We start from the raw sequence: 11,918 nt of genomic DNA on the forward strand, positions 1-11,918 counted from the left end.
GGCCGATGCGCTGGAATTCGGTATTGGCGGCCTTGTCCTCGGCGTTCAGCGACAGGCGCTGCGAGGCCGCCTGCAGCTGCTGCTGCAGACCCTGGGCGGCGGTGGCATCGTTCAGCGACTTGCTGCTCCACCACTTCCAGCCGGCGACGCTGAACAGCAGCGCGGCGATCAGCAGCAGCAGCGGCGTGCCGTAGCGCTGCCACCAGGTCTTCAGTTGATCCAGTGTTTCGTCATCGTTGTAAGCCACACCCATCCCCTCGTTTCATGCCCGCCCGGGCATGGCAAAAATTTTCCGTCCGGAAACCTCAGCCGGTGATGCCCAGCGCCTGGCGCACCGCGTCGGCAGCGGCCGCGCGCTCGCAGGTCAGCTGGTCACGTGTTTCGCGCAGCCATTTGATGCCGACGGTGCCGTTCGCCACTTCTTCCTCGCCCAGGATGAGCGCGAGGCGGGCGCCGGACTTGTCGGCCTTGCGGAATTGCGACTTGAAGCTGCCACCGCCGCAGTTATACACGATTCGCAGGGCCGGCAGGGCATCACGCAGCTGCTCCGCCAGGCTGATCGCGGCGATGCCGCCGCCCTCGCCCGGCGCCATGACAAAAACGTCGGCATCGGCTTCCGGCGTACCGGGGCGCAGTGCTTCAAGCAGCAGCACCAGACGCTCGAGGCCGATGGCGAAGCCCANGCCGTGGTCACCCACTCGAACACGGTCTTGTTGTAGTAGTCCAGGCCACGCACCAGGTTGGGGTTGACCACATAGGCGATGCCGCAGGCATCGAGCTGTGCGCGCAGCGCCTCGAAATGCCGGACCGAGTCCTCGTCCAGGTAGTCGGTCAGCTTCGGGGCGCCGACCAGGATCTGGCGCGTGCCCGGATCCTTGCTGTCGAGCACGCGCAGCGGGTTGCTGGTGAGGCGGCGCTGCGAGTCGTCGTCGAGCTGGGTCCGGTGCTGCTCCAGGTACTGCACCAGCGCCTTGCGGTAGACCGCGCGCGCCTCGGGCTCGCCCAGGCTGTTGATCTCCAGGGTGACCGCGTCGCTGAGGCCCAGCTCGCGCCACAGGCGCGCGGTGAGCAGGATGAGCTCGGCATCCATGTCCGGGCCGGCCTGGCCGAAGGTCTCGACGCCGAACTGGTGGAACTGGCGGTAGCGCCCCTTCTGCGGCCGCTCGTAGCGGAACATGGGGCCGGTGTACCACAGCTTCGGGCTCTGGTTGTGGGTCAGGCCGTGCTCGAGCGCGGCACGGACACAGCCGGCCGTGCCTTCGGGCCGCAGGGTCAGCGACTCGCCGCTGCGGTCTTCGAAGGTGTACATCTCCTTCTCGACGATGTCGGTGACCTCGCCGATGGCGCGCTTGAACAGCGGCGTCGGCTCCACCACCGGCAGGCGGATCTCGCTGTAGCCGTAGCGCTGCATGAGGCGGCGCAGGATGTCTTCGATCTGCTGCCAGCGCGGCGTGGCGTCAGGCAGGATGTCGTTCATGCCACGGATGGCGTTGATGCGGCTCATTGTCGCGAATTCCTGTACTTGCGGCCAGCGACCGTGGCCGCCGGGTGTTTCATTCGGATGCGGCCCTGACGATCAGGCGGGCCGCTTCGGCCGCCTTCTCGGTCTCTTTCTCGGCTACGCGCGCACGCACCATGGCCTCGATCTCGTCGACCAGGCGGCTGGTGTCGATCAGGTGGCTCTTCTCGCCGTTGCGATAGACCAGCGAGCGCGGCGCGGCGCCGACCACGCCGATGTCGGCTTCCTTGGCCTCGCCGGGACCGTTGACCTTGCAGCCGATCACCGACACGTCCATGGGCGTGCGGATATCTTCCAGCCGGGCTTCGAGCGCGTTCATGACGCGGATGACATCGAACTCCTGCCGCGAGCAGCTCGGGCAGGCGATGAAGTTGATGCCGTTGGAGCGGATGCCCAGCGACTTCAGGATGTCGAAGCCGATCTTGACCTCGTCCTCCGGCTCCGCCGCCAGCGACACGCGCAGGGTGTCGCCGATGCCGTCGAGCAGCAGGCCGCCGAGCGCGATGGCCGACTTCACGGTGCCGGAGCGGAACACGCCGGCCTCGGTCACGCCCAGGTGCAGCGGGTTGTCGATCTGCGCCGACAGCAGGCGGTAGGCATCCAGCGTCAGGAACACGTTGGAGGCCTTCACGCTGACCTTGAACTCGTGGAAGTTCAGGCGGTCGAGGATGTCGATGTGACGCATGGCCGATTCCAGCAGCGCCTCGCCGGTGGGCTCGCCGTACTTCTTCTGCAGGTCTTTCTCCAGCGAACCGGCGTTGACGCCGATGCGCATGGAGATGCCGTGGTGGCGTGCCGCCGCCACGACCTCGCGGACCTTGTCGTCGGAGCCGATGTTGCCCGGATTGATGCGCAGGCAGTCGACGCCCTTCTCGGCCACGGCCAGGGCAATGCGGTGATCGAAATGGATGTCGGCCACCAGCGGCACGCCCGGCACCTGCTGGCGGATCAGTCCGAAGGCCTCGGCCGCCTCCATGGACGGCACCGACACACGCACGATATCCGCGCCGGCGCTGACGCAGCGGCGGATCTGGTCAACCGTGGCCGCGACATCGCAGGTTTCGGTATTGGTCATGGTCTGCACCGTGATCGGCGCATCCCCGCCGACAAAGACGCTGCCGACCCGGATCTTGCGGGTCTGGCGACGCTTGATGGGCGACTCGTGCATGGTTCTGTCCTGTTCCTGCCGGCTCAGTTCGTCAGCCTGAAGCTGGCGATCTCGCCGCGCGTGTAGGGCTTGAGGTTCACCGGCTGGCCGTTGCGGCTGAGCGAGGTGGCCTTGACGTTGCCGATATTGATCGAGAACGGAGGCTGTCCCGTGACAGCCACGACCTGGCCCTGGTTCTTCAGGCCGTAGACCAGTTCCTGGCCGGTGGCGTCACGCACGCTGATCCAGGAGCGGCCGGTGAAGGTGAAGCTGAGCGTGTCGATGCGCGGACCGGCAGCCGCCGGGGTGGCCGGAATGACCACCGAACCCTGGGCGGAGGGGGTGGCGGCCGGATTCGCCGGCACCACCGGGGCGACCGTGGTCACCGGCGTGGCCGGACGCGGCACGGATGCCGCCGGGCGCGCGGGCTCGGCCGGCAGTGCGTCGATGACCGGCGCGGCGGCCGGCTGCTCGTCGGTCGTCGCGGGCTGCGTGCCCGCCTCGGCCGGCGGCACATCGCCGGGCAGTGCCGGAGTGGCCGGCGGCACCAGCTGGGCGGGATCGACCAGCGGCGCTTCGGGCGACGGCGGCAACGTCACGTCCTGCTCCAGCGGCGCCACCACGTCGATGTCGGAGGCGTGGTCGCCGCTGTTCCAGAACAGGCTGCCGACCACCAGCAGGGCCAACACGGCACCCGACAGGATGACCATGAAGCCGGGACGCCTGCCGGTGTGCAGGGACTCGCCGCCGGCGTGCAGCACACCGGCCTTGAGCGGCTCCTGCTGCACCGGCGCCGGCGCGCGGCTGCTCCAGAGCTCGTCGAAGACCGCCACCAGGGTGTCCGGCGACAGCTGCACCAGCTGGGCATAGCGGCGCAGGTAGCCGCGAATGAAGGCCGGCCCGGGCAGGACATCGTAGTCATCCTGTTCCAGCGCCTGCACGTAGCGCAGCGACAGATTGGTCTCGCGCGCCACCTGCTCGGCGGTCAGGCCGCGCTGCGCGCGCGCCTGCGCCAGCCGCTCGCCCGGCGAGGCGCGACCGGACGATGCCGCCGGCGTGGCGGAAGGGGTTTCCTGAGTCATGTTCTGCGGCTCGTCGGAAGGGTTCACGGCGATCGTTCCTCGAATGGGGTTCGTCAGTTCCGGGTTCTCAGGATTTCATTGTCGCGATTGCGCGCCTGCCAGCGCTCGGCGCGCCGGGTGCGGTCCTTGACCTGGCCGACCAGCTGGCCGCAGGCGGCATCGATGTCATCACCGCGCGTGGTCCGGATGGTACAGGTAAAGCCGGCGCGGATGAGCTGATTCTGGAATTCCACGATCCGCGCCCGCGGCGTGCTGCCATAAGGCGCATGCGGGAACGGATTGAAGGGAATCAGGTTGATCTTGCTCGGCACGTCGCGCAGCAGCTCGATGAGCTGGCGCGCGTGGACGTCCTGGTCGTTGACGCCATCGAGCATGACGTATTCCATGGTGACCTTGCGCCGACCGACCTCGCTGCCCTGATGGTGCACCAGCCAGCGGCGGCAGGACGCCATGAGATCCTTGAGCGGGTACTTGCGATTGATCGGCACCAGCTCGTCGCGCAGCTCGTCGTTGGGCGCGTGCAGCGACACCGCCAGCGACACGTCCATGGTCTGCGTGAGCTTGTCGAGCATGGGCACCACGCCCGAGGTCGACAGCGTGACGCGACGCTTGGACAGGCCGTAGGCGAAGTCGTCGAGCATGAGGTCCATGGCCGGCACCACGGCGTCGAAGTTCAGCAGCGGCTCGCCCATGCCCATCATCACCACGTTGGTGAGCGCGCGCGTGCGCGTCAGCTCGCCCTGGGCATTGCGGCCGCTGAACTCGCCTTCGTCGAGGTAGGACTTGTTGGCGATCCAGACCTGGCCAATGATCTCGGCCGGCGTCAGGTCGCGCTGGAAGCCCTGCTTGCCGGTCGAGCAGAAGCTGCAGTCGAGGGCGCAGCCCACCTGCGAGGACACGCACAGGGTCTTGCGGTCACCGTCGGGAATGAGCACGGTCTCGACCATGGCGTTCTCGCCGACCTTGATCACCCACTTGCGGGTACCGTCGGCGGAGAAGTGCTTGTAGGTCACTTCCGGCGCGCGCACCTCGGCGAACTGCTCGAGCTTGACGCGCAGCGACTTGGCGAGGTTGGTCATTTCAGCGAAATCGCTGACGCCCTGCTGGTGTATCCACTTCATGACCTGGCCGGCGCGGAACTTCTTCTCGCCGATGGTGGCGAAGAAGTCTTCCATCTGCTGGCGGCTCATGCCCAGCAGGTTGACCCGGGCTGACGCGTCGGCGACGGGCGTGCCCGCCTGCGGGGCAGCGGCGTTCGCCAGTGCGGAGGTCGCCGTGACGACGGCGGGCGTTGCTTCACTCATGATGCTCTCGACCGGTTGCTACACCAATTATGTCGTGGGCCTGCGGCGATCCGCAGAGGTTCCGCTTGCGCAAAGGCCGCAGCACCGGAGTGCTGCGGCCTCGTGATGTGACGGGCGAAACCATGGTCTCGACCCGTTTTTTTCACGCGAAACAGGGCGTTGCCACCCCGCTCCGTGCCTGCGCGTACCTTAGCGGGTACGCGGGCAAACTTCCAGCGCGCTGAAGAAGTAGGCGACTTCGCGGGCGGCGGAGGTGGTCGAATCGGAGCCGTGGGCGGCGTTCTCGTCGATGCTGACGGCGAAATCGGCGCGGATGGTGCCCGGGGCGGCATCCTTCGGGTTGGTGGCACCCAGGATGTCACGGTGGGCCAGTACGGCGTTCTCGCCTTCCAGCACGGACACGACGACCGGACCGGAGGTCATGAAGGAGACCAGATCCTTGAAGAAGCCGCGCTCGCGGTGCTCGGCGTAGAAGCCTTCGGCTTCGGCCTGGGACAGGTGCTTCATCTTGGCGGCGACGATCTTGAGGCCGGCCTTTTCGAAACGGCTGTAGATTTCGCCGATGACGTTCTTGCCCACGGCATCCGGCTTGATGATGGACAGGGTGCGTTCGATCGCCATGGTGATGTGCTCCAGTCAGGCAATGGTTGAATTCCGAGGCGCGCATTATACGTGCGCTTTCAAGCGGCCGCCACGGGATTGTCGGACGATCTTTGCTGCCGGTCTGGCGATTGCTTTGCCTTGGCGAGAATAGCCCGAGTCCGGGGTGGGTGTGACGGAAACACGCCGTGAACCCATCCATGGGGGCTCGCATGCGCCATCCATGGCGCATGACGGTTTCCGCCACACCCACCCCGAAATCGGGCTACACGCTGAAGCAAAGCACCGTCGTAGCAGGAACAGGGATTCAAGCGACCCTCAGGTCACTGCACCAGCGGTCGTTGCAGCGCGCTGTCTGCATGGGCGATGCAGACAAGACCCGAACGACTCAGACCTCGTCGATCCAGGCCATCTGGATGGCCTCGAGGATCTTCTCGCCGCAATGGCGCGGGTCGTCATCGAAATCGGGCAGCGCGATCACCCACTGCATGAGATCGGTGAAACGCACCGTGGTCGGGTCGATGTCGGGATGCGCCTCGGTCAGGGCGATGGCGATCTCCAGCGAATCGGTCCACTTCAGGCTCATGTCGGTCTCCTCGCGCAATGGCGATCAGTGGCGCTCGGAAGCGTGGTTGAGCGTGTAGCGGGGAATCTCGACCACCAGGTCCTCGTCGCCGACCACGGCCTGGCAGGACAGGCGCGACTCCGCCTCCAGCCCCCAGGCCTTGTCGAGCAGGTCCTCTTCCAGCTCGTCGAGCTCGTTCAGCGACTCGAAGCCCTCGCGCACCACGACATGGCAGGTGGTGCAGGCACAGGATTTCTCGCAGGCATGCTCGATGTCTATGCCCTGGCGCAGCGCGGCATCGCAGATGGTCTCGCCCGGCTCGGCCTCGATGACCGCGCCTTGCGGGCAGATCTCGTGGTGCGGCAGCAGGATGATCTGGGGCATGGTCAGTGTTCCTCGAACTGGTTCAGCGTCTTGCCGGCCATGGCGGTGCGGATGCCGGCATCCATGCGGCGGGCGGCGAAATCTTCGCTGGCGTGGTTGAGCGCCTCGGTGGCGGCGGTGATGGCGCCGGCGTCATTGCCGGCGGCCAGCGCCTTGAGCGCCGCCAGACGATCGCTCAGCGCCTGCTGTTCAGCGCCGGAGAGCAGCGCGGCATCGGCGGCCAGCGCGGCTTCGATGGCGATCCAGAGGCGCTCGGCCTCGGCCCTCGCCTCCTGCAGCGCGCGCGCGCGCATGTCGGCGACGGCCAGCTCCTGCGACTCGCGCAGCATGCGCAGGATATCGTCGTCGGCCAGTCCCCAGGACGGCTTGACCACGATATCGGCACGCACGCCGGCCGTGGTCTCCTCGGCGCTGACGCTGAGCAGACCGTCGGCATCGACCTGGAAGCTGACACGGATGCGCGCGGCGCCGGCCACCATGGGCGGGATGCCGCGCAGCTCGAAGCGCGCCAGCGAACGGCAGTCGGCCACCAGCTCGCGCTCGCCCTGCACCACATGCAGGCTCATGGCGGTCTGGCCATCCTGGAAGGTGGTGAACTCCTGCGCCCGCGCGACCGGAATGGTGGTGTTGCGGGGAATGACCTTCTCCACCAGGCCGCCGTAGGTCTCCAGACCCAGCGAGAGCGGAATGACATCGAGCAGCAGCATGTCGCTGTCGGGCTTGTTGCCGGCCAGCACATTGGCCTGCACGGCGGCACCGATGGCCACCACCTGGTCCGGGTCGAGATGATCCAGCGCCGGCCGGCCGAAGAACTCGGAGACGCGGCGGCGCACCAGCGGTACACGCGTGGAGCCGCCGACCAGCACCACCTCGGCGATGTCCGCCGGCTTCAGGCCGGCATCGCGCAGGGCACGGCGGCAGGCGCGCAGGGTGTTGTCGACCAGCGGCGCGATCAGCGCCTCGAGGTGCTCGCGGGTGAGCGTGTCCTGCCAGTCCGCCGGCGCGCCGCCGGTGCCGGCGGCCAGGTTGAGCGTCACCGACTCGCGGCTGCTCAGGGCCTCCTTGACCTTGCGTGCGGTCTGCAGCAGGCGGCGCTGCACCTCGGCATCGGGGTTGGCGATGCCGGCCCCGGCCATGATCCAGCCGGCGATGGCATGGTCGAAATCATCGCCGCCGAGGGCGGAATCGCCGCCCGTGGCCAGCACCTCGAACACGCCCTGATTCAGGCGCAGGATGGAAATGTCGAAAGTGCCGCCACCCAGGTCGTAGATGGCATGCACGCCCTCGGCGGCGTGATCGAGGCCGTAGGCCACGGCGGCGGCGGTGGGCTCGTTGAGCAGGCGCAGCACCTTGAGGCCGGCCAGGCGCGCGGCGTCCTTGGTGGCCTGGCGCTGGGCCTCGTCGAAATAGGCCGGCACCGTGATGACCGCACCGGCGAGCTCGCCGGCACGCTCGCCGCCGAAGGCCTGCTCGGCGCGCTGGCGCAGCACGCGCAGGATCTCCGACGATGCTTCGACCGGGCTCTTGTCACCGGCGACGGTGCGGAAATACGGCACGCCGCTGTCATGCGCGACCAGGTCATAGGGCAGGCGCTCGCCGAGCTGCTGCGCAGCCTCGACACCGCGACCCATGAAGCGCTTGACCGACACCAGCGTGTTCAGCGCGTCACCGGCGGCGGCCAGGCGAGCCGCTTCGCCCACCTCGACGCGGCCGTCGGCAAGGTAGCGCACCACGGACGGCAGCAGCACGCTGCCCTGCTCGTCCGGCAGCACGCGCGGCAGGCCGCTCTGCACCGTGGCGACCAGCGAGTGCGTGGTGCCGAGGTCGATGCCGATGGCCAGGCGGTGCTGGTGCGGCGCCTGGCTCTGGCCCGGCTCGACGATCTGCAGCAATGCCATCAGAAATCGTCCTGTTCGTCTTCGAGGCGCTCGCGCTGCTCGCGGATCTCGTCGAGCAGGCGCTGCATGAACTGCATCTTGCGCAGGGTGTCGGCAGCCTCGTGCCAGTCCTCGGCGGCATAGTCGATCGGGAACTCGCGCAGCAGGTTGTCCAGCCAGTCCCTCGCCTCGTCTTCCAGCGCGTCCAGCTCATGCGGCGCCGAGGCGTCCTCCAGCTGCTCGCGAAGCTCCATCTGCGCCATGAGGAAATCGGTGTCGGCGACCGTGGCGCGCTCGCTGTCGATGCCGTGGCCAGCCAGATCCAGCAGGTAGCGGGCGCGGCGCACCGGGTCGCGAAGGGTCTCGTAGGCACTGTTGACGTGCGCCGACATCTGCAGGGCGAACTGCTGCGCGGCGGCGTCGTCGCCGGACACGCGATCGGGGTGATGACTGCGCTGGAGCTCGCGCCAGACCGGCTGCAGGGCCGCGGCGTCGAGCGCGAACGCGACCGGCAGACCGAACAGGCTGAAGTAGTTGGTGGTCAGATCCACGAGGGACTCCTGCAGACTCGCTTCAGACGGTGAAGGACTCGCCGCAGCCGCACTCGCCTTTCTGGTTGGGATTGGTGAACTTGAAGCCTTCGTTCAGGCCTTCCTTGACGAAGTCCATTTCGGTGCCGTCGAGGTAGGCCAGGCTCTTGGGGTCGACCACGACCTTGACACCGAAGGACTCGAAGATCGCATCCGCCGCTTCAGCCGAGTCCACGAACTCGAGCACATAGGCCAGGCCGGAGCAGCCGGAGGTCTTGACGCCGACGCGCACGCCAAGGCCCTGCCCGCGCCCTTCCAGGCAGCTGGTGACATGACGGGCGGCGGATTCGGTCAGCGTGATGGCCACGGGCTTCTCCAGTCTGGCGGCGTCCGCTTACGCGGCGCCGTGCTTGCGGCGGTAGTCGGAAATGGCTGCCTTGATGGCGTCTTCGGCCAGCACCGAGCAGTGGATCTTCACCGGCGGCAGCGCCAGCTCCTGGGCGATCTGGGTGTTCTTGATGCTGGCGGCCTGGTCCAGGGTCTTGCCCTTGACCCACTCGGTGACCAGCGAACTGGAGGCGATGGCGGAGCCGCAGCCATAGGTCTTGAAGCGGGCGTCCTCGATGACACCCAGTTCGTTGACCTTGATCTGCAGCTGCATGACGTCGCCGCAGGCCGGGGCGCCGACCATGCCGGTGCCGACGGAATCATCCGACTTGTCGAGCTTGCCGACGTTGCGCGGATTCTCGTAGTGGTCGATCACTTTTTCGCTGTAAGCCATGATGTGCTACTCCTCTGTGCGGACAGGCATCGCGCTCAGTGCGCGACCCACTCCACGGAATTCAGATCCACGCCATCCTTGTACATGTCCCACAGCGGGGACAGGTCGCGCAGGCGGTTGACCGCCTGGCTGGCATGGCCGATCACATACTGGACATCGGCCTCGGTGGTGAAGCGGCCGAGGGTGAAACGGATCGAGCTGTGCGCCATTTCGTCGCTGAGCCCGAGCGCGCGCAGCACGTACGACGGCTCCAGGCTGGCCGAGGTGCAGGCGGAGCCCGACGACACCGCCAGGTCCTTGAGCGCCATGATCAGCGACTCGCCTTCGACGAAATTGAAACTGACGTTCAGGTTGCCGGCGATGCGCTGGGTGAAGTCGCCATTGACAAAGACCTGCTCCAGGCCCTGCAGGCCGGTCCAGAGCTGGTCGCGCAGCGCGCGCAGGCGATCCTGCTCGGCGTGCATTTCTTCCTTCGCGATGCGGAAGGCCTCGCCCATGCCGACGATCTGGTGCGTGGCCAGCGTGCCCGAGCGCATGCCGCGCTCGTGGCCGCCGCCATGGATCTGCGCCTCGATGCGCACGCGCGGCTTGCGACGGACGTAGAGCGCGCCGATGCCCTTGGGACCGTAGGTCTTGTGGGCGCTGAAGCTCATCAGGTCGACCTTCAGGGCTTCCAGGTCGATGTCGACCTTGCCGGTCGACTGCGCGGCATCGACATGGAACAGGATGCCGCGGGCACGGGTGATCTCGCCGATGGCGGCGATGTCGGTGATGGTGCCGATCTCGTTGTTGACGTGCATGAGCGAGACCAGCACGGTGTCGTCGCGCAGCGCCGCCTCGACCGCCGCCGGATGCACCAGACCGGTGCCGGGCTCGGGGTCGAGGTAGGTGATCTCGAAGCCTTCGCGCTCGAGCTGGCGGCAGGTGTCCAGCACGGCCTTGTGCTCGATCTTCGAGGTCACGATGTGCTTGCCGCGGCTCTTGTAGAAGCCGGCCACGCCCTTGATGGCGAGGTTGTTCGATTCGGTCGCGCCCGAAGTCCAGACGATTTCGCGCGGGTCGGCATTGACCAGCGCCGCGACATGTCCGCGAGCCGTCTCGACCGCCTCTTCCGCCTGCCAGCCATAGACATGCGAACGCGACGCCGGGTTGCCGAAGTTCCCCTCCATGCGCAGGCAGTTCACCATGACATCGGCTACGCGCGGGTCCACCGGCGTGGTGGCGGAGTAGTCGAGATAGATCGGACGATTCATGAATGACCTCTGTCGGTTCGTCTTGCCGGCCTCAGAACAACGGGGCCAGCGGGTCGACGGCACGTTCGCGCCGCTTCTGCACCTCGCTCTGGCGGATGGACACCGCCTGCACCTCGCGGCGGCTCACCAGCTCCTGCAGGCTGATGTTGGCCAGGAAGTGATGAATCTGCTGGCTGAGATCCGTCCACAGCTCATGAGTCAGGCAGGTGGCACCCTGCTGACAGTCTCCCTGCCCGCCGCAGCGGGTGGCATCGACGGACTCGTCCACGGCGTCGATGATCTGGGCCACGTAGATGTCGCCGGCCGTGCGCGCCAGTTGATAGCCGCCGCCCGGACCACGCACGCTGGACACCAGGGCGCTCTTGCGCAGCTTGGCGAACAGCTGCTCCAGATAGGACACCGAGATCGACTGGCGCTCCGAGATATCGCTCAGGTTGACCGGCCCCTTCTGGGCATTGAGTGCCAGGTCCAGCATGGCAGTAACGGCGTAACGACCTTTGGTGGTCAGGCGCATGGTTCAGTCTCCGACTTAATTCCCTAGCAGATTTGTAGGATATTAATTCCGAGTGAATAGGTCAACTATTTAGCCTAGTGGAGCGGTCGGGATTTTAGGGAGGTCACACCCCGAACACCAGAGGGCGAAAGCATAATTTTCATACCTTTCAAAGCACTTGTTGAGATCGCGTCGCATTCACCTGCCAGCGCCCGCCGCCGTGATGCCGGCAGACCCGCCGAAGCGGCCCCGGGCGCGCTATAATGCGGCCCGAATGCGCATCCGGAGCACAACGTGAGCTTCACGCAGGAACTGCTGATCATTCTCGCGCTGATCGTGGCCAGCGCCTTTTTCTCGGTATCGGAAATCTCCCTGGCGGCGGC

Annotated in this window: 13 protein-coding genes and 1 pseudogene; all 14 read right to left on the minus strand. The window is 66.9% G+C overall.

Annotation, left to right across the window (positions count from 1 at the left end):
• A partial coding sequence (locus C5O18_RS02515; protein WP_158249243.1) for a tetratricopeptide repeat protein occupies positions 1-247 on the minus strand: 247 nt, incomplete at its 3' end.
• Between the two features lie 58 nt (positions 248-305).
• Positions 306-1,504: pseudogene (hisS, locus tag C5O18_RS02520) on the minus strand (histidine--tRNA ligase).
• A 49-nt stretch (positions 1,505-1,553) separates the two neighbouring features.
• Positions 1,554-2,687, minus strand: coding sequence for a flavodoxin-dependent (E)-4-hydroxy-3-methylbut-2-enyl-diphosphate synthase (ispG, locus tag C5O18_RS02525; RefSeq protein WP_105191294.1), 1,134 nt, complete (start codon positions 2,685-2,687; stop codon positions 1,554-1,556).
• Between the two features lie 23 nt (positions 2,688-2,710).
• Positions 2,711-3,748: a RodZ domain-containing protein gene (locus C5O18_RS02530; RefSeq protein WP_146089180.1), complete on the minus strand. Its 1,038-nt coding sequence runs from the start codon at positions 3,746-3,748 to the stop codon at positions 2,711-2,713.
• Positions 3,749-3,801: 53 nt separating this feature from the next.
• On the minus strand, positions 3,802-5,052 hold the full coding sequence (gene rlmN, locus C5O18_RS02535; protein WP_105191296.1) for a dual-specificity RNA methyltransferase RlmN: 1,251 nt from the start codon (positions 5,050-5,052) through the stop codon (positions 3,802-3,804).
• A gap of 189 nt (positions 5,053-5,241) precedes the next feature.
• The gene (gene ndk, locus C5O18_RS02540; protein ID WP_105191297.1) at positions 5,242-5,673 is read right to left on the minus strand and encodes a nucleoside-diphosphate kinase; all 432 of its coding nucleotides are present in this window, start codon (positions 5,671-5,673) and stop codon (positions 5,242-5,244) included.
• 367 nt (positions 5,674-6,040) lie between these two features.
• On the minus strand, positions 6,041-6,238 hold the full coding sequence (gene iscX, locus C5O18_RS02545; RefSeq protein WP_206389695.1) for a Fe-S cluster assembly protein IscX: 198 nt from the start codon (positions 6,236-6,238) through the stop codon (positions 6,041-6,043).
• A 24-nt stretch (positions 6,239-6,262) separates the two neighbouring features.
• Positions 6,263-6,601, minus strand: a complete 339-nt coding sequence (fdx, locus tag C5O18_RS02550) for an ISC system 2Fe-2S type ferredoxin (protein ID WP_105191298.1) — start codon at positions 6,599-6,601, stop codon at positions 6,263-6,265.
• A 2-nt stretch (positions 6,602-6,603) separates the two neighbouring features.
• Positions 6,604-8,499: a Fe-S protein assembly chaperone HscA gene (gene hscA, locus C5O18_RS02555; RefSeq protein ID WP_105191299.1), complete on the minus strand. Its 1,896-nt coding sequence runs from the start codon at positions 8,497-8,499 to the stop codon at positions 6,604-6,606.
• Positions 8,499-9,029, minus strand: a complete 531-nt coding sequence (gene hscB / locus C5O18_RS02560; protein ID WP_158249244.1) for a Fe-S protein assembly co-chaperone HscB — start codon at positions 9,027-9,029, stop codon at positions 8,499-8,501. The genes hscA and hscB overlap by 1 nt, the downstream gene beginning before the upstream one ends.
• Positions 9,030-9,051: 22 nt before the next feature.
• Entirely contained in the window at positions 9,052-9,375 is a 324-nt protein-coding gene (gene iscA / locus C5O18_RS02565) for an iron-sulfur cluster assembly protein IscA (RefSeq protein ID WP_105191301.1), read from the minus strand.
• 27 nt (positions 9,376-9,402) lie between these two features.
• Positions 9,403-9,789, minus strand: a complete 387-nt coding sequence (gene iscU, locus C5O18_RS02570; protein WP_105191302.1) for a Fe-S cluster assembly scaffold IscU — start codon at positions 9,787-9,789, stop codon at positions 9,403-9,405.
• 35 nt (positions 9,790-9,824) lie between these two features.
• Positions 9,825-11,042, minus strand: a complete 1,218-nt coding sequence (locus tag C5O18_RS02575) for an IscS subfamily cysteine desulfurase (protein ID WP_105191303.1) — start codon at positions 11,040-11,042, stop codon at positions 9,825-9,827.
• A 31-nt stretch (positions 11,043-11,073) separates the two neighbouring features.
• Positions 11,074-11,556, minus strand: a complete 483-nt coding sequence (iscR, locus tag C5O18_RS02580) for a Fe-S cluster assembly transcriptional regulator IscR (RefSeq protein ID WP_105191304.1) — start codon at positions 11,554-11,556, stop codon at positions 11,074-11,076.
• Positions 11,557-11,918: the final 362 nt, after the last annotated feature.

The sequence above is a fragment of the Amnimonas aquatica genome (assembly GCF_002943415.1).
Lineage (GTDB): Bacteria > Pseudomonadota > Gammaproteobacteria > Pseudomonadales > Moraxellaceae > Perlucidibaca > Perlucidibaca aquatica_A.